Origin of the sequence: Pseudomonas sp. WS 5011 (genome assembly GCF_012985775.1) — a bacterium.
Lineage (GTDB): Bacteria > Pseudomonadota > Gammaproteobacteria > Pseudomonadales > Pseudomonadaceae > Aquipseudomonas > Aquipseudomonas peli.
In genome coordinates this window covers 24,700-42,464 of record NZ_JAAQXA010000009.1, presented here as the reverse complement: position 1 = coordinate 42,464, position 17,765 = coordinate 24,700, and the positions used below count along the sequence as shown (strand labels likewise).

Annotated in this window: 18 protein-coding genes; 14 read left to right on the top strand and 4 right to left on the bottom strand. The window is 59.7% G+C overall.

The genetic code is table 11. From position 1 onward, the window contains the following. Window positions 1–140 precede the first annotated feature (140 nt). The 3 genes from HBN63_RS11660 (at window position 141) to HBN63_RS11650 (ending at window position 2,794) form a co-directional block, all read left to right on the top strand. Entirely contained in the window at window positions 141–635 is a 495-nt protein-coding gene (locus tag HBN63_RS11660) for a peptidylprolyl isomerase (RefSeq protein ID WP_090255875.1), read from the top strand. After that, on the top strand, window positions 632–1,360 hold the full coding sequence (gene lpxH / locus HBN63_RS11655) for a UDP-2,3-diacylglucosamine diphosphatase (RefSeq protein WP_170049534.1): 729 nt from the start codon (window positions 632–634) through the stop codon (window positions 1,358–1,360). Before HBN63_RS11660 ends, lpxH begins: the two co-directional genes overlap by 4 nt. A 99-nt stretch (window positions 1,361–1,459) precedes the next feature. Beyond that, window positions 1,460–2,794: an SPFH domain-containing protein gene (locus HBN63_RS11650; protein WP_160088456.1), complete on the top strand. Its 1,335-nt coding sequence runs from the start codon at window positions 1,460–1,462 to the stop codon at window positions 2,792–2,794. A 49-nt stretch (window positions 2,795–2,843) separates the two neighbouring features. Here HBN63_RS11650 and miaE read toward each other — a convergent pair whose 3' ends face one another. Continuing rightward, on the bottom strand, window positions 2,844–3,449 hold the full coding sequence (gene miaE / locus HBN63_RS11645) for a tRNA isopentenyl-2-thiomethyl-A-37 hydroxylase MiaE (protein WP_160014177.1): 606 nt from the start codon (window positions 3,447–3,449) through the stop codon (window positions 2,844–2,846). A 249-nt stretch (window positions 3,450–3,698) separates the two neighbouring features. On the opposite strand from miaE, the gene HBN63_RS11640 reads away from it, so the two are divergent. Then, complete coding sequence (locus HBN63_RS11640; RefSeq protein WP_167144503.1) at window positions 3,699–4,562, top strand: universal stress protein; 864 nt, start codon at window positions 3,699–3,701, stop codon at window positions 4,560–4,562. Window positions 4,563–4,622: 60 nt separating this feature from the next. Here HBN63_RS11640 and HBN63_RS11635 read toward each other — a convergent pair whose 3' ends face one another. Beyond that, window positions 4,623–5,099, bottom strand: coding sequence for a DUF1289 domain-containing protein (locus HBN63_RS11635; RefSeq protein WP_167144501.1), 477 nt, complete (start codon window positions 5,097–5,099; stop codon window positions 4,623–4,625). A gap of 406 nt (window positions 5,100–5,505) precedes the next feature. Between HBN63_RS11635 and acnB the strand changes: the two genes are divergently transcribed. The 5 genes from acnB to alaC all read left to right on the top strand — a co-directional run bounded on the left by acnB (window position 5,506) and on the right by alaC (window position 11,815). Then, on the top strand, window positions 5,506–8,115 hold the full coding sequence (gene acnB, locus HBN63_RS11630; RefSeq protein ID WP_090255881.1) for a bifunctional aconitate hydratase 2/2-methylisocitrate dehydratase: 2,610 nt from the start codon (window positions 5,506–5,508) through the stop codon (window positions 8,113–8,115). A 133-nt stretch (window positions 8,116–8,248) separates the two neighbouring features. Beyond that, window positions 8,249–8,458: a YgdI/YgdR family lipoprotein gene (locus tag HBN63_RS11625; protein WP_090255882.1), complete on the top strand. Its 210-nt coding sequence runs from the start codon at window positions 8,249–8,251 to the stop codon at window positions 8,456–8,458. A 215-nt stretch (window positions 8,459–8,673) separates the two neighbouring features. Then, complete coding sequence (locus HBN63_RS11620; RefSeq protein ID WP_170049533.1) at window positions 8,674–9,870, top strand: CmpA/NrtA family ABC transporter substrate-binding protein; 1,197 nt, start codon at window positions 8,674–8,676, stop codon at window positions 9,868–9,870. A 1-nt stretch (window position 9,871) separates the two neighbouring features. Further along, window positions 9,872–10,450 carry an ANTAR domain-containing response regulator gene (locus HBN63_RS11615; RefSeq protein ID WP_160088464.1) on the top strand — a complete coding sequence of 193 codons (579 nt, stop codon included), beginning with the start codon at window positions 9,872–9,874 and terminating at the stop codon, window positions 10,448–10,450. Between the two features lie 138 nt (window positions 10,451–10,588). After that, window positions 10,589–11,815, top strand: a complete 1,227-nt coding sequence (alaC, locus tag HBN63_RS11610) for an alanine transaminase (RefSeq protein WP_170049532.1) — start codon at window positions 10,589–10,591, stop codon at window positions 11,813–11,815. 36 nt (window positions 11,816–11,851) lie between these two features. On the opposite strand, the gene HBN63_RS11605 is transcribed toward alaC, so the two are convergent. Beyond that, the gene (locus HBN63_RS11605; protein WP_170049531.1) at window positions 11,852–12,244 is read right to left on the bottom strand and encodes a hypothetical protein; all 393 of its coding nucleotides are present in this window, start codon (window positions 12,242–12,244) and stop codon (window positions 11,852–11,854) included. Window positions 12,245–12,455: 211 nt separating this feature from the next. On the opposite strand from HBN63_RS11605, the gene HBN63_RS11600 reads away from it, so the two are divergent. From HBN63_RS11600 to HBN63_RS11585, 4 genes are all read left to right on the top strand, one after another. Then, the gene (locus HBN63_RS11600) at window positions 12,456–12,773 is read left to right on the top strand and encodes a transcriptional regulator (protein WP_170049530.1); all 318 of its coding nucleotides are present in this window, start codon (window positions 12,456–12,458) and stop codon (window positions 12,771–12,773) included. Between the two features lie 447 nt (window positions 12,774–13,220). Continuing rightward, entirely contained in the window at window positions 13,221–14,504 is a 1,284-nt protein-coding gene (locus HBN63_RS11595) for a CmpA/NrtA family ABC transporter substrate-binding protein (RefSeq protein WP_170049529.1), read from the top strand. A gap of 14 nt (window positions 14,505–14,518) precedes the next feature. Further along, complete coding sequence (gene ntrB / locus HBN63_RS11590) at window positions 14,519–15,370, top strand: nitrate ABC transporter permease (protein ID WP_170049528.1); 852 nt, start codon at window positions 14,519–14,521, stop codon at window positions 15,368–15,370. Between the two features lie 25 nt (window positions 15,371–15,395). After that, window positions 15,396–16,187 carry an ABC transporter ATP-binding protein gene (locus tag HBN63_RS11585; RefSeq protein WP_108488301.1) on the top strand — a complete coding sequence of 264 codons (792 nt, stop codon included), beginning with the start codon at window positions 15,396–15,398 and terminating at the stop codon, window positions 16,185–16,187. Here HBN63_RS11585 and HBN63_RS11580 read toward each other — a convergent pair. After that, window positions 16,184–17,056 (bottom strand): alpha/beta hydrolase, encoded by an 873-nt coding sequence (locus HBN63_RS11580; protein WP_170049527.1) that lies wholly within the window; start codon window positions 17,054–17,056, stop codon window positions 16,184–16,186. The two genes, HBN63_RS11585 and HBN63_RS11580, sit on opposite strands and share 4 nt — an antisense overlap. A 153-nt stretch (window positions 17,057–17,209) precedes the next feature. On the opposite strand from HBN63_RS11580, the gene HBN63_RS11575 reads away from it, so the two are divergent. Beyond that, on the top strand, window positions 17,210–17,656 hold the full coding sequence (locus HBN63_RS11575; protein ID WP_090255892.1) for a thioesterase family protein: 447 nt from the start codon (window positions 17,210–17,212) through the stop codon (window positions 17,654–17,656). Window positions 17,657–17,765: the final 109 nt, after the last annotated feature.

The window sequence follows — 17,765 nt, the reverse complement described above, 5'->3', positions numbered from 1 at the left end:
GGCTCTCAGGGTAGGCCGACTTATACAAAGCGCTTATCATAGCCGAAGCTGTCAACCCCCTGACAGGCCCAAGAACCGCTGCAACGCCCTTTGCTGGAAATTCAGCGGCTCACGGATTTATCGACAGAGCGATTACCTACATGATCAAGCTGCACACCAACCACGGCGTTATCACCCTCAACCTGTTCGAAGACAAAGCCCCGGAAACCGTGGCCAACTTCAAGCAGTACGTCAAAGAAGGTCATTACGACAACACCGTTTTCCACCGCGTGATCAGCAACTTCATGATCCAGGGCGGCGGTTTTGAGCCGGGCATGAAGCAGAAAACCACCCGCGCCCCGATCAAGAACGAAGCCAACAACGGCGTGGCCAACAAGATCGGCACCGTGGCCATGGCCCGTACCATGGAGCCGCATTCGGCCTCCGCGCAGTTCTTCATCAACGTGGGCGACAACAGCTTCCTTAACCACAGCGCACCAACCGTGCAAGGCTGGGGCTATGCGGTGTTTGGTGAAGTGGTTGAAGGCATGGACGTGGTCAACGCCATCAAGGCCGTTGCTACCACCAGCAAATCCGGCCACCAGGATGTACCGGTTGAGGACGTGATCATCGAGCGTGCCGAGATCGTTGAGTGATCTTACTGATATCCGACCTGCATCTTGAACAGGAGCGCCCGGACATCAGCCGGGCGTTTCTGCATTTTCTTGAAACGCGCGCGGTTCAAGCTCAGGCGCTGTATATCCTGGGTGACTTCTTTGAAGTGTGGATCGGCGACGATGCCATAACCCCCTTTCAACGTTCGATTGCTCAAGCCCTGCGCCGACTCAGTGAGCGCGGCACGCGCATCTACCTGATGCATGGCAATCGCGACTTTCTACTCGGCAAGGCCTTCTGCCGTGAAGCCGGCTGCACCCTGCTGCCCGATCCCTGCGTGATCGAATTGAATGGCGAGCGCGTGTTGCTGATGCACGGCGACAGCCTGTGCACCCAGGACATCGGCTATATGAAGCTGCGCCGTTGGCTGCGCAACCCGATTTCGCTGTTTATCCTGCGCAACCTGCCGCTCAGCACCCGACAAAAACTGGCGCGCAAGCTGCGCAATGAAAGCCGCACGCAAACACGGATGAAAGCCAGCGAGATTGTCGACGTCACCCCGGATGAAGTGCCGCGCATCATGGCCGAACACGGCGTGCGCACGCTGATCCACGGCCACACCCATCGCCCCGCCACCCATCAACTACAAGTCAACGGCCAGACGGCGCAGCGCATTGTGCTTGGCGACTGGGACAAACAGGGCTGGGCACTGCAAGCAGACCGCCAAGGCTTGCAGCAAAGTGCCTTCGATCTTGATCCTGCGTGAAACTTTGACGGCGCGCACAAAGCGCTGATCGCCCCCTCTTGACGGACGATTCGCCGATCATCAGCATCAGCGACCTCAGAACGCCATCAGGGACCGATCATGCTGCTCAGCAAGGAACATCTCTTTAAATACGCCATCGCCCCCGCCGCACTGGTGGCGGTGAGTTTCGTCACCTTCAACAGCGTGTTCTTTTATAACGAAGCCGGTTTTGCCACTCACGTGCGCACCATCTTCGGTGAAGAGAAAGTGGTCGATGACGTGGGCTACGCCACCAAATGGTTCGGCCGCGCTACCGCCTGGAAAAAGGCCCTGAGCGTGCAATCGGTGCTTACCGAAGCCCTGGCCATCGACGACAGCAGCGACAACGACTCGCTCGGCGCAACCATCGAAGCCTTCCCCATCGTGTTTCTCGGCAACGTCGATGCCAAGGTCGAGTCCTCCGCGCGTTTCCGCCTTCCTGCAGGCGAGCAGTTCCTGAAAATCGCTCAGGAATACCGCAACCCGGAGAACTTCATCAAAACTGCGCTGGTTCCGGCCATCAAGGAAACCCTGCAGGCCACCGCCTCGCTGATGAGTGCGGATGACTTCTATGCCGGTGCACGCAGCGAGTTTGCCGCCGAGTTCGAAAACCAGCTGAATGACGGCCTGTACCTGATCAAGCGCAAGGAAATTCGCGGCCCACGCGGCCACCAGCCCACGCAAACCGCAATCCTGCAGGCCGGCACTGAACAAGGTGTGTTCGGCGACAACAACGTCAGCCAGTTCGTCACCGAAAAGGTCATGGACAACAAGGGCATTCCGGTACGCAAGCAGCAGCAGTTCCGCAAATACGGCGTGGAAGTGGTCGAGGCGCGCATCACCAACGTCGACCCCAACCCGCAGTACAAGCAGCGCATGGTCAAGGTGCAGCAAGCGCTGGCTGAGCTGGCCGTAGCGCGGCAGAACCGCCTGAAGGAAGAAGAAGAGAAGCTGCTGGTGACCGCCCGCGGTGAGAAAGAAGTGGAAGCGCGTCGCCAGGAAACCCTGCGCGACCAGATCGAGCGCACCACCCAGGCGGAAACCGAAAAGCAACTGGCGCGAATCAACGCCGAGCGTGAAAAAGGCCGCGCCGAGATTGAAAAGCAGACTGCCGAGCTGCTGCGCGACAAGGCTGCGATCACCGCCGACGCGACGAAGATCACCGCCGACGCCGAGGCTTATGCCCGTGAAGCGGTGATCAAGGCGGACGGCGCGTTACAACCCAAACTTGATGCACTGATCGCGATCAACAAGGTTTGGGCCGAAGCAGCTGCTCAAGCTCCAGTACCGAGCGTGATGATGGGTGGCGGTAGCGACGGCGCCAGCAGCCGTCAGGATGAAATCAGCCAGCTGATGGGTGTTCTGGCCACCAAGGCCGCACGCGACTTGTCGCTGGATCTGAAAGTGCAGCAGTAAGCACCACCTACTCACCTACAAAAAAGCGCCCTACTGGGCGCTTTTTGCTTTAGAGCGGCGGCACACCGCTGTGGAAGCGAAACTCAGTGTCCGGCGACTCGATCAGCTCGCGCTCGGCCGCCCTCACCCGCTCAATAGCCTGGTCCACATCACGCGCATCGCCGTACTGATACGCCAGCTTCAGGTAATTCTGGAAATGCCGCGCTTCACTTTTCAACAAACCGAAGTAGAACTTGCCTAGCTCTTCATCAAGATGCGGCACCAGGGCCTCGAAACGTTCACAGCTGCGCGCTTCGATAAAGGCGCCGACCACCAGGGTATCCACCAATTTGTGCGGTTCATGGGTTCGCACCACCTTACGCAAGCCTGAGGCGTAGCGCGCCGCCGATACCGGGCGCAGGCCGATCTTGCGGCGCTTCATGATGCGCAGCACCTGCTCGTGATGCACCAGTTCCTCACGGGCCAGACGCGACATGGCGTTGAGCAGGTCAACATAGGTGCTGTACTTGGCCATCAGACTCAGCGCTGTGCTGGCGGCCTTAAATTCGCAGTTCTTGTGGTCGATCAGCAGGGTCTGCTGGTCAGCCAAGGCGGCGGTGATCCAGGCATCCGGCGTACGGCAGCCGAGAAACTCATGAATTTCTGGCAGGTTCATCGGTGAATCTCCGTAACCAGACGGCGACATGCCAACAGACAAGGGGCAAAACAACGCAGCAGATCATCGGTTGCGGCTAACAGATACATAAATTCACAAAACCAGGCAGGCGGGAGTGATAAGGCTAGAGCGCGGCCATTATACGAATGAGCACGCGAACAGCCACTCGATTGACACCGATCAAGCATCAAGCCAGTGGCAGCGATCTATAGTGATAAACAGTACAACTGACTGCACATGGAGATGATCATGCAAGCTATTCGCAGCATTCTGGTAGTGATGGAGCCCAATCACACGGAAGACCTGGCCCTCAAACGCGCCAAGCTGATTGCCGGCGTCACTCAATCGCACCTGCACCTGCTGGTATGCGACAAGAAAAGTGATCACACCGGCTACCTGCGCGACCTTACCGGCCTGCTTAACAGCGAAGGGTTCAGCACCTCCAGCCAGCAGGCCTGGGATGACACTCAGCACCAGACCATCATAAACGTGCAACAAGCCGAAGGGTGCGGCCTGGTGATCAAGCAGCACTTCCCCGACAACCCACTGAAAAAAGCCCTGCTCACCCCCGAAGACTGGAAGCTGCTGCGCTATTGCCCGGCGCCAGTGCTGATGGTGAAAACCGAAAAATCCTGGGCGGACACCGCTATTTTGGCGGCAGTCGATGTGGGTAACGCCGACAGCGAACACCGCACCCTACATGCCAGCATCGTCAGCCATGGCTTTGATATTGCAGCTTTAGCCAAAGCCGAATTGCACGTGATCAGCGCATACCCTGCCCCCATGCTCTCGGCGGCCGACCCGACTTTCCAGCTCAAGGAAACCATCGAAGCGCGCTACCGAGAGCAATGTAAGGCGTTTCAAGCCGAGTACGAAATCAGCGATGAGCGCTTGCATATCGCCGAAGGCCCAGCCGATGTCTTGATCCCGCAGACCGCGCATCGACTCAACGCAGGCGTGACGGTGATTGGCACTGTGGCGCGTACCGGTATTTCCGGCGCACTGATCGGAAATACCGCCGAGGTTATTCTGGATTCGCTGGAAAGCGACATCCTGGTGCTCAAGCCGGATGACATCATCGCTCACCTGGAGGAGCTGGTCGCCCAGCGTTAAACCAACTGCGCGCAACAAAAAAGCCGCCTGAACAGGCGGCTTTTTCATGCAGCACAGGCTTCAGACCCTTAGCTCAAGACCTTCGAGCAGAAAGCGTGGCGCGATGTAACGCTCGTAGTGCGCTTCAGACAGCAGAAAGAATTCTCGATCAATCGCATCACGTAACTCCGGCAGGCCCCAGCCACGAAACTCAGGGAGCAGTACCATCCCATAGGCCTCCAGTTGACTGATTACCCGCGCCCCCCGGGCAATCAACTGATACGCCCAGCAATACGGTGATTGCTGCGGCACAAAGCGGATCTTGCGTTGCTCCAGCTGCATACGCAGGCGATCAGCATCGAAAACTTCCAGCTTGGCCGCCATCACCTGCACCAATAAGACTTCCAAACGCAGCCAAACAGCGTGTTTTTCCTCGTCGTTGTAGCCGTTCCAGTTGATCACCTCATGGTGAAAGCGCTTGCAGCCACGGCAGACCAAATCACCGTAAACAGTGGAGCACAGGCCGACACAAGGGGTTTTGATGCGTTGGTTGGACATAGCAAAAGGCATGGACACTGGCGGACAGGCTGGCATCTTAGCCCTTTGTCTAAGGCAGATCACCCCTATATATGCGGGGCCTTTGGCTTAACTTATTCAAAGCTTTCCAGTAGAATCGGCCGGCCTTTTAGAGGCAGCAACGTCCGTTGGAAGCTGTTTTCAAAGCGTCACGAGCACAGTCAATCCTGCAGGTTCGATGTTGGTGCCGACCCTTGAGCCACCCGTCAAGTGTCTGCACCAGCCCTCATCCAGCCCGTCCTGCCGGCGTAAAACTTTGAAAACAGCTTCTGCAAGAGAGCAGCGTAACCTCGGCTGAGCGGCCCATAACGCCACGAAACGCCTGGTTTGTTGTTTTCTGGATCGCGTCCCGGACAACCCTTTGGGACCACTGATGAGGGTAATAACTGTGCTTGAAGCCTATCGCAAACATGTAGCAGAGCGTGCCGCTCAGGGTATCGTGCCCCAGCCGCTGAACGCCGAACAAACCGCAGGCCTGATCGAGCTGCTGAAAAACCCGCCAGCCGGCGAAGAAGCTGTTCTTCTCGACCTGATCACCAATCGCGTGCCGCCAGGCGTCGACGAAGCCGCCTACGTCAAGGCCGGTTTCCTCTCTGCCCTTGCCAAAGGCGAAGTCACTTCCCCTCTGATCAGCAAGCAACACGCTGTTGAACTGCTCGGTACCATGCAGGGCGGTTACAACATCGCCACTCTGGTAGAGCTGCTCGACGACAGCGAACTGGCTGCTGTGACTGCCGAGCAACTGAAGCACACCCTGCTGATGTTCGACGCCTTCCACGACGTGGCTGAAAAAGCCAAGAACGGCAACGTTCACGCCAAAGCCGTACTGCAATCCTGGGCTGACGGCGAGTGGTTCAAGAACCGCCCGACTCTGGCCGACAAGATCAGCCTGCGCGTGTTCAAGGTCACCGGCGAAACCAACACCGACGACCTGTCCCCGGCTCCAGACGCCTGGTCGCGTCCGGATATCCCGCTGCACGCCCTGGCCATGCTGAAAATGGCCCGTGACGGCATCGTGCCGGACGAGCAAGGCGTAACCGGCCCGATGAAGCAGATCGAAGCCATGCGCGGCCAAGGCTTCCCGATTGCCTACGTCGGTGACGTAGTCGGTACCGGCTCCTCGCGTAAATCCGCCACCAACTCGGTGCTGTGGTTCTTCGGCGACGACATCCCTAACGTGCCGAACAAGCGCGCTGGTGGTTTCTGCTTCGGCAGCAAGATTGCTCCGATCTTCTACAACACCATGGAAGATGCCGGCGCTCTGCCAATCGAATTCGACGTTTCCAACATGCACATGGGCGATGTAATCGACCTGTACCCGCATGCTGGCAAAGTCTGCAAACACGGCACCGACGAAGTACTGACCACCTTCGAAATGAAGACCCCAGTACTGCTAGACGAAGTCCGCGCTGGCGGCCGTATCCCGCTGATCATCGGTCGCGGCCTAACCGAGAAAGCGCGCGCCGAACTGGGCCTGGGCCCAACCGACCTGTTCAAGCTGCCTGAGCCTCCAGCTGCTAGCACCAAGGGTTTCACCCTGGCGCAGAAGATGGTCGGCAAGGCCTGCGGCCTGCCGGAAGGCAAAGGCGTGCGTCCTGGCACCTACTGTGAACCGAAGATGACCACCGTCGGCTCCCAGGACACCACTGGCCCGATGACCCGCGACGAGCTGAAAGACCTGGCTTGCCTGGGCTTCTCCGCTGACCTGGTCATGCAGTCGTTCTGCCACACCGCGGCTTATCCGAAGCCAATCGACGTCACCACCCACCACACCCTGCCGGATTTCATCCGCACCCGTGGCGGCGTGTCCCTGCGTCCTGGCGACGGCATCATCCACAGCTGGCTGAACCGCATGCTGCTGCCGGATACCGTCGGCACCGGTGGTGACTCGCACACCCGCTTCCCGATCGGCATCTCCTTCCCGGCCGGTTCCGGTCTGGTTGCCTTCGCCGCTGCCACTGGCGTAATGCCGCTGGACATGCCGGAGTCGGTATTGGTGCGCTTCAAGGGCAAACTGCAACCAGGCATCACCCTGCGTGACCTGGTGCATGCCATCCCTTACGTGGCCATCCAAAAAGGCCTGCTGACAGTAGAGAAGAAAGGCAAGAAAAACATCTTCTCCGGCCGCATCCTTGAGATCGAAGGTCTGGACGAGCTGACCGTTGAACAGGCTTTCGAGCTGTCCGACGCCTCTGCCGAGCGTTCCGCTGCTGGTTGCACCATCAAGCTGCCGGAAAAGGCGATTGCCGAGTACCTGCGTTCGAACATCACCCTGCTGCGCTGGATGATCAGCGAAGGCTACGGCGATGCCCGCACCATGGAACGTCGCGCTCAAGCGATGGAAGCCTGGTTGGCCGATCCGAAGCTGATGGAAGCCGACAAGGACGCCGAGTACGCCGAAATCATCGAAATCGACCTGGCCGAGATCAACGAGCCTGTTCTCTGCGCTCCGAACGACCCAGACGATGCTCGTCTGCTGTCCTCCGTTCAGGGTGAGAAAATCGACGAAGTGTTTATCGGTTCGTGCATGACCAACATCGGTCACTTCCGCGCTGCCGGTAAGTTGCTGGAAAAAGTCGAAGGCACCCTGCCGACTCGCCTGTGGCTGTCGCCGCCAACCAAGATGGACCAGCATCAGCTGACCGAAGAAGGCTACTACGGCATCTACGGCAAAGCCGGCGCGCGCATGGAAATGCCGGGCTGCTCGCTGTGCATGGGTAACCAGGCACGCGTTGAGGCGAACTCCACCGTGGTGTCGACCTCCACCCGTAACTTCCCCAACCGTTTGGGCGATGGTGCCAACGTCTACCTGGCTTCGGCTGAGTTGGCGGCTGTTGCTGCCATCACCGGCAAACTGCCAACTGTTGAGGAATACATGGTCTACGCGAAGAAAATCGACACCATGGCAGCGGACGTCTACCGCTACCTGAGTTTCGACCAGATCGCCGAGTTCCGTGAAGCTGCTGCAAACGCCCAGATCCCTGCTGTTCAGGTTTAAGCGTTACCCGCAACAAGAAAGCCCCGCCTAGTGCGGGGCTTTTTTATTGCAGCCTGGCTTGCCAGGCAATGCTCAGCAGCTACCTTCTGAAATGGGGGTGCAACAACGCACCACGGACCATCAGGAGAGCCTCATGAAACACTGGATTATTGCTGCACTCTGCGTATTCAGCCTGGCCGGCTGCAGCAGTGAATACATTATCAGTACCACCGACGGGCAGATGCTGACCAGCGACGGCAAACCGCAGCTGGATGAGGACACCGGCATGATCGAGTTCACCGACAGTGAAGGCCGCAAACAGCAAATCCCACAGAGTTCAGTCAAGCAGATGCTGGAACGCTAAACCAGCTCTGCCAGCCCCAAACCGAACCCCGCTACGGCGGGGTTTGTTCTGTCTGCGTCCCAGTACCATCCACTGGCATACGCCTTGCTTTGGCTTAAGCCACTAAGCCTTTCCAACGGCGGAAACGGCTCAAATAGACAATGGTGTCGTTCTGATCGCTGACTGAAGTCAGTGCTTGGCACGGCACCTTTTTGTGTGGGCACAGGAAACGCACCATGAATGAGCACGAGATCAGCCGCAGCCACCCACCGGAAAAACCGGTGCTGAACATCGGCTTTATGGCCCTCACAGACGCCGCATCGGTCATCGTCGCCGCCACCCAGGGCTTCGCCGAGAAGCATGGACTGACGCTTAACCTGCAGCGCCAGGCTTCCTGGGCCACGCTGCGCGACAAATTGCTGAGCGGCGAACTCGATGCAGCGCATAGCCTCTACGGCCTGATCTATGGCGTGCAGTTGGGTCTTGGCGGTGCACCAGCCACCGATATGGCCGTGCTGATGGGGCTGAACCAGAACGGCCAAAGCATCAACCTGTCGCCCGCATTGCAAGCTGCCGGTGTGAGCACTGGCAGCGCATTGGTGCAACGCGCGCACCAGCCTGGCGCAAAACTGACCTTCGCCCAGACCTTCCCCACCGGCACCCACGCCATGTGGCTGAATTACTGGCTGGCCAGCCAAGGCATTCACCCATTGAGCGACGTGGACAGCGTTGTCGTACCGCCACCGCAGATGCTCGCCCACCTTAAGGCCATGCGCATCGATGGTTTCTGCGTCGGCGAACCCTGGTGCGCTCAGGCCGTGAATGAGCAGATGGGTTGCACCCTTATCACCAGCCAGGCCATCTGGCCGGACCATCCGGAGAAAGTTCTGGGCTGCACCCGTGAGTTTGCTGAGCAGTACCCCAACAGCGCGCGTGCGTTGATCATGGCTGTGCTGGAAGCCAGTCGGTTTATCGATGAGAGCGAAGAAAACCAACGCAGCACAGCGCAACTGCTCAGTGGTAGCGAGTATGTCGATGCGCCGCTGTCGGCGATTCAGCCGCGTTTCCTCGGCCAGTACCAGGACGGGCTCGGCCATGCATGGCAGGATGCCCACCCGCTGCGCTTCCACGCAGGCGGCGCAGTCAACCAGCCGTACCTGTCCGACGGCATGTGGTTTATGACCCAGTTCCGCCGCTGGGGCCTGCTGCGTGACGACCCGGACTACCTGGCGATTGCTCGCAAGGTGCAGCAACTCGGCCTCTACCGCCAGGCTGCCGAAGCGCTCGGCATCGACATACCAAGCGAAATGCGCCGCAGCCAGTTGCTCGATGGCCAGGTCTGGGACGGCAGCGACCCGGCCGCTTACGCGCGCAGCTTTGCCCTGCACGCCCTGGCCGATGCCCCCCTCAGCGCCCAACAGGAGAGCCGCTAACATGCTGCGCATCCTGCTGATCAATGACACCGCAAAGAAGGTTGGCCGCCTGAAAAACGCCCTGACCGAGGCCGGTTTCGAGGTCATCGACGAATCCGGATTGACCATCGACCTGCCGGAGCGGGTCGAGGCAATTCGACCTGACGTGATCCTGATCGACACCGAATCACCCAGCCGCGACGTGATGGAACAGGTGGTACTGGTCAGCCGTGATCAACCGCGGCCGATTGTCATGTTCACCGACGAGCACGACCCCGGTGTGATGCGCCAGGCGATCCAGAGCGGGGTCAGCGCCTATATCGTCGAAGGCATCCACGCCCAGCGCTTGCAGCCGATTCTCGACGTGGCCATGGCCCGTTTCGAAAGCGACCAGGCGCTGCGCGCACAGCTGCAGGCTCGCGATGCCCAGCTGGCCGAACGCAAGCGCATCGAGCTGGCCAAGGGCCTACTTATGAAGATGAAAAGCTGTGACGAAGAACAGGCCTACACCCTGATGCGCCGTCAAGCCATGAGCCGCCAGCAAAAACTGGCGCAGGTGGCCGAACAGATCATCGCTATGCACGACATGCTTGGCAGCTAAGCCAATCGCACTGTTATGCCGCAGCGCAGCTTGACTGTGCTGGACAGCCGGGGGCGCGCCGCTTATCTTCGCCACCCGGCCAGCGCACTGGCCAACGTCGCTCGGACGGTTCCGGGCGCTTACGTATCCGAGGAAAGCATGGCTAACCAAGCTTCGCGCCGCTTTGCGCGCATCGATCGACTCCCCCCCTACGTTTTCAACATCACTGCCGAACTGAAGATGGCCGCGCGTCGCCGTGGCGAAGACATCATCGACTTCAGCATGGGCAACCCGGATGGCCCCACGCCGCAGCATATCGTCGAAAAGCTGGTGCAGGTCGCCCAGCGCGAAGACACCCACGGCTACTCCACCTCACGCGGCATTCCGCGCCTACGTCGCGCCATTTCGCGCTGGTACAAGGACCGCTACGAAGTCGAGATCGATCCGGAAAGCGAAGCCATCGTCACCATCGGCTCCAAGGAAGGCCTGGCGCACCTGATGCTGGCCACCCTGGATCATGGCGACACCGTACTGGTGCCCAACCCCAGCTACCCGATTCATATCTACGGTGCGGTAATCGCCGGCGCCCAAGTGCGTTCGGTACCGCTGATTCCCGGCGTGGACTTCTTCGCCGAGCTGGAGCGGGCGATTCGCGAGTCGATCCCCAAGCCGAAGATGATGATCCTCGGCTTCCCCTCCAACCCCACCGCGCAGTGTGTGGAGCTGGACTTCTTCGAGCGCGTGGTGGCCCTGGCCAAGCAATATGACGTGCTGGTGATTCACGACCTGGCCTACGCCGATATCGTCTACGACGGCTGGAAAGCCCCGTCGATCATGCAGGTGCCGGGCGCCAAGGACATTGCCGTGGAGTTCTTCACTCTATCGAAGAGCTACAACATGGCTGGCTGGCGCATCGGCTTTATGGTCGGCAACAAGGAGCTGGTCAGCGCCCTGGCGCGAATCAAGAGCTACCACGACTACGGCACCTTCACCCCACTGCAGGTGGCGGCGATTGCCGCGCTGGAAGGTGATCAGCAGTGCGTGCGCGATATCGCCGAGCAATACCGCCAGCGCCGTAACCTGCTGGTCAAAGGCCTGCACGAGCTGGGCTGGATGGTCGAAAACCCGAAAGCCTCGATGTACGTCTGGGCGAAGATTCCTGAGCAGTACGCCGCGCTCGGCTCGCTGGAGTTCGCCAAGAAGCTGCTGCTGGAGGCCAAGGTCTGCGTCTCCCCGGGTATCGGCTTCGGCGACTACGGCGATGACCATGTGCGCTTTGCCCTGATCGAAAACCAGGACCGCATTCGTCAGGCGATTCGCGGGATCAAAACGATGTTCCGCGCCGATGGCCTGCTACCCAGCAAGAAGGCCAAGGCCGACGAGTAAACAAACAGAGGGCACCTTAGGGTGCCCTCTTTCGTCTCAACCGGAGTAATCCAGTACCGTCCAAACCCGGGTAAGGCCATCGGTAATGACGCAGCCGCTCTGCCCGAGTTGATTGTTGCTGTGCAGCGACATCAGGTTGGTCATGCCATCCGCCGCATCCGAGCGCTCGCTCAGCCACTGCACGCGACCGCAATTGGCCGTTTCGATCACATAACTGGCCGCTACGGCAGAGTTCTCGCTCGGCAATCTGATCACATCCACCACCGTACCCTGCTCTTCCACGCGTTTGCCATCAGATACCAGCACCGCCCAGGCCTGCCCGTTCTCGATCACCAGGTAGGTGCCATTGGCCCTCGGTTGATCAAGCTGCGGTTGCGCACAACCGGCCAAAAGACCCAACAGCACAATTGTCATCAGCATCTGTTGCATTGTTAGTGACTCCTCTGCAGTGCCTGTGGCCATTGGCTTTGCGGGCAGATGGCGCGAGTGATCGAGTAGGTGCCGGTTAAGGCCTTGGGCTTACTATTATCGAATACTGTTTATTTGTACAGTATTTTTCGATTACCCTTGGTCATGCCATCCAGCCAACCATGCCGCCCGGAAAGTCGGGCCCATACAAGGCGTTAACAGGAGTACCCAGATGCTCGATGTACTGCAGCTGAAACACAGCGTAAACCGCATGCCCCTGGAAAAAATCCGGGCCACCGTCAATGAATTGCAGCTTGAAGGCATCGTCACCGAGGGCAAAACGCCGTTTTCCCGGGTGCACTTCAACACCTGTTTTGCCGAGATCGAAGCATTGCTGCAGCGCGCCGGCTATCACCGTCAGCTGGATGTGGTCGGTTATCAGGGCCTGGCCTATGCCATGTTCGACCCCTCGCGCTGGGATGCGGTGGAGGTGCTGCGTTGGCTCAAGGAGTTTGTCGAGGAAGCTCAGGGGAAATCGCTGTCCCGCTAAGGCTGTGGCACGCCATAAGCACCAGCACTCGCCCAGCACCAAGGCGAAGCAAAAGCGCTTGGCAGCGGCTTGACCATGCACAGCATTGGCTCAATAAGCCGGCTGGCAGCGCTGCTGATCTGCGGCATGGGGAGCCACTACGCTATGAAAACTCTGCTCTAGCCAACATTCAATATTGCGCTTAAGTCTATGATTTATAGCGTTTAAGCCTGCCAACCTAAGGCTCGTTCGAGCCATTCTCAGCGCGCACTGGCGTTTGTTAGCCGCCGCTCCCCAGTAAAACTGGCAAGCCCCTTGCAATTGTCCTCACAAGATTCCTGCGCAGCCCACCAACGGCGGTGAGCCGCGGATCACGGACAACGGCGTCCGTCAGGTCCCCTCCTTGAGGTGGCCTGGCGTACGCCGTTTTTTGTTTCAGCCGTTTTATCGGCCAGAAAGGACAGACCTATGACTGATCGTGATTCGAAGCACCCAAGCCTGCACAGCCGCCGTAATTTCCTGAAAACCTCGATTGCCGTCGCCGGCACTGTCGGCGGTGTCGCCGCCCTTGGCCTTAGCGCGCCCGCCTCGCTGCGTAGCATGGCTTGGGCCGCCGGTTCCGATGCACCGGAAAAGGCGGCGCTGAAAGTCGGCTTTATTCCGTTGACCGACTGCGCCTCGGTAGTAGTCGCCGCTACTCAGGGCTTTGGCGAGAAATACGGCCTGACCATCACCCCAAGCAAGGAAGCCTCCTGGGCCGGTGTGCGCGACAAGCTGAATACCGGCGAGCTGGATGCCGCCCACGTGCTGTACGGCATGATGTACGGCGCACAACTGGGTATCGCCGGGCCGCAGAAGGATATGGCCGTGCTGATGGGCCTTAACCAGAACGGCCAGGCCATCACCCTCTCCAAACAGCTCAAAGAGGCCGGCGTCACCAACGGCGCACAACTGGCCGAGCATGTGAAAAAAGGCGGCAACCCGCTGACCTTCGCCCAGACCTTCCCCACCGGCACCCACGCCATGTGGCTGTATTACTGGCTGGCAAGCCTGGGCATCAACCCGATGAGCGATGTGAAAACCATCGTCGTGCCGCCACCACAGATGGTCGCCAATATGCGCGTCGGCAATATGGACGGCTTCTGCGTAGGCGAGCCTTGGGGCGCGCGGGCGATTGCCGACAAGATCGGTTTCACCGCCGTCACGACTCAGCAGATCTGGCCGGATCACCCGGAAAAAGTCCTCGGCACCACCCGCGCCTTTATCGAGCAATACCCCAACGCAGCCCGCGCACTGATCATGGCGGTGCTGGACGCCAGCCAGTTTATCGAGGCCAGCGAGGAAAACCGCAAGAGCACGGCCAAGCTGATTTCCGGTAAGGCTTACGTCAATGCGCCGGTCAAAGTGATCGAGCCGCGCTTCCTCAGCCAGTACGAGGACGGACTGGGCAACAGCTGGAAAGACGACCACGCCATGGCCTTCTGCAAGAACGGCACGGTGAACTTCCCGTATCACTCCGACGGTATGTGGTTTATGACCCAGTTCAAGCGCTGGGGGCTGATCAAGCAAGACCCGAACTACGCCGCCGTCGCCGCCGGGGTCAACCAGGTGGCGCTGTTCAAGGAAGCCGCCAGTGCGCTGAACATCCCCGTGCCGGCCAGCTTGCTGCGCAGCAGCACGCTGATCGACGGCAACGTGTGGAATGGCTCCGACCCGGCTGCCTACGCCAACTCCTTTGCGATTAAAGCCTGATTGGGAGGTTCGTGATGAACGCACCACTGAAAACCCCATTGCCGTTAGCTGCGCCGATCAGCAAAGCGCCACGCCTGGTTCTGCCAGGCGTGGCGGCGCTGACCAGCCTGCTCAAGGCGGTTGTGCCGCCATTGCTCGGCATCCTGCTGTTTATCGGCGTGTGGGCGCTGATTGCGACCAAGAGCGAGGGCCTGCCTGGTCCGGTAAGTACCTGGGCGGCGGCGCTGGAGCTGTTTGCCAACCCGTTCTATGACAACGGCCCGAATGACATGGGCATTGGCTGGAACATCCTGCATTCGCTGGGCCGCGTCGGTATCGGCTTTGGTCTGGCAGCGCTGGTGGGCATCCCGCTGGGCTTTGCCATCGGCCGCTTTGCCTTTCTCGCCGGCATGCTCTCGCCGATCATCAGCCTGCTGCGCCCGGTTTCGCCGCTGGCCTGGCTGCCCATCGGCCTGCTGGTGTTCGAAGCGGCTGGCCCGGCGTCGATCTGGGTAATTTTCATTAGCTCAATCTGGCCGATCATCCTCAACACCGCTGCTGGCGTGGCCAGCGTGCCGCAGGATTATCTGAACGTGGCGCGGGTGCTCAAGCTGTCGGAGTTCAAGGTACTCACACGCATCCTGTTTCCCGCTGTATTGCCGCATCTGATGACCGGCATCCGCCTGGCCATTGGCGTGGCCTGGCTGGTGATAGTCGCCGCCGAGATGCTCACCGGCGGCACGGGCCTGGGTTTCTGGGTGTGGGATGAGTGGAACAACCTCAACGTCGAACACATCCTCATCGCCATCATCATCGTCGGTCTGGTCGGCCTGGCCCTGGAGCAACTGCTGTTGCTGCTGGCCAGACGTTTCGACTACGCCAGTTAAAGCAGGCCAGCTAAGGAGCCGCAACATGGATAAATTCGTGGAGCTGACCCAGGTCGGCAAGCATTTCGATACCAAGAAAGGTCGTTTCCAGGCCCTTACAGACGTCAATCTGAGCATTGCCAAGGGAGAGTTCGTCACCCTGATCGGCCACTCGGGTTGCGGTAAATCCACCGTGCTCAATCTGATCGCCGGCCTGCTCGAGGCCAGCGAAGGCGGCCTGATCTGCAACGGCCGCGAGATCGACGGCCCCGGTCCGGAGCGCGGCGTGGTGTTCCAGAACCATAGTCTGCTGCCCTGGATGACCTGCTACGGCAACGTCTACCTGGCGGTGGAAAAGGTCTTCGCCGGCAAGGAAAGCAAAGCCCAGCTCAAGGAGCGCACCGAAGCGGCGCTGGCCATGGTTGGCCTGAGCCACGCCACCTACAAGCATCCCAATGAAATCTCTGGCGGCATGAAGCAGCGCGTCGGTATCGCCCGCGCTCTGGCCATGCAGCCCAAGGTGCTGCTGATGGACGAACCCTTCGGCGCGCTGGATGCCCTGACACGCGCGCACCTGCAGGACGAGCTGCTGCGCATCGTCGGCGAAACCCACAGCACGGTGGTGATGGTGACCCACGATGTCGATGAGGCAGTGCTGCTATCTGATCGCATCGTGATGATGACCAACGGCCCGGCAGCGACCGTGGGCGATATCGTCAAGGTCGAGCTGGCGCGCCCACGGGATCGCCTGGCCCTGGCCAATGACCCGCATTACCACGCCTACCGCACTGCCGTGCTGGAGTTTCTCTACCAGCGCCAGCAACGCCCGGCGGCCTAGGGTGCAGGCGTGGCACCGATGCGCTGGAAGAAGGTTTCCACTGCATCGGTGTAGGCGCCCGGCACGCCTAATTGCGCATTGATCTCGCCGTGCGACAACGCCTGTGGCAATACCGTCACCTGCATGTCCAATGCGCGGCCTCGCTCGGCAAATCCCTGCGCCTGGAGGCATGCCTCTTTGCGTTTACTGGAGCAGACGGCCAGCATTGGCGCGCCTGCTTGCTGCAAACGCCACACGGGCGATGCGGCACGCCAATAGGCCGGGTCCTGGCCAAACGCCTTGTCATACAGGCGGTAGTGCCTGTCGCGCATAATGCGTTCAACATCAAACGCCGCACTGTCGAGTGCCACGGTGCCCAACCAGGGTTGTACAGCATAAGCCTGGCCAATCTCAGGAGCGGCACTGAGCAGGCTGACCAAATGCGCACCTGCCGAATGCCCCAGCAGTACCACGCGCTGCGGGTCACCGCCCCAGGCTGTTGCATGTTGCTGGACGTAGCTCAGCGCCTGGGCAATATCCTCGGCCTGCTGCAGGGGGGTGGCATCCGGTAATAAGCGATAGTTGGTCGACACAATCAGGTATCCCTGGGGCAACCAACGCGCCATCTTGTTCTCTACGACCCGGTCCATGCGCTTATCGCCTTTATCCCAGGCACCGCCATGCACCATCAGCAATATGGGCGCAGAGTGCGCATTGAGTGGCCGATAAACGTCCAGGCGCTGGCGCTCATGCTGACCGTATGGCAGATCTGCCAACAGCTCAGCACCCAGCTGCGCGGCACTTTTGGCACTGCGTCGATCACTCATGGCATCGCGCAGCCCCTGCGCTTGCACATCCCCCAGCATCAGCAGCGCCAGCAGTCCACCCATGCTCAATAGCCTGAAGTTCATTCGCGCTTAACTCCGCACCTGAAGATGATGGGCCGATCATCACCGTTTTACCTGCTACGCGCATCAGCGGCTGCCCGACAGATGCGAACGGGGTTAACATTCGCCACCTTTTACTGACGACCGGATGCTGGCATGGCCCGCCTGACCCTTGAGTTCCCCGAAGACCAGTTCTGCTACAGCACCCACCTGACCGTGCGGGTGACCGATATCAACGCGGCCAACCACTTGGGCAACGATTCGATGATCTCGATGATTTCCGAGGCGCGGGCACGTTTTCTGTTCGAGTTCGGCATCGAGGAAACCCAGGAAGACGGCACAGGCATCATCGTCACGGACCTCGCCACCACCTACCGCGCCGAGGCTCACGCCCGTGATCAGTTGCTGTTCGAGGTTGGCGTGATGGATTTCAACACTTATGGTGGCGACATTACTTTCCGCATCACCCGCCCCGCCGACAACACGCTGGTGGCAATGGCCAAGTCCGGGTTTGTGTTCTTCAACTACAAACTGGGCAAAGTGGTGCAGATGCCGGCGACCTTCAGCGGCAAATTCAGCAAGGTCAACTGGCTGAGCAAGTAACCTGGGCTTATCGGCATAAATCGGGTGATTGCCTGCCTGATCACGCTTGATCGCAGCCAAACTGCAGAACTGAACACTAATTGATCAATTATCCGGCTGGCACCGTGAC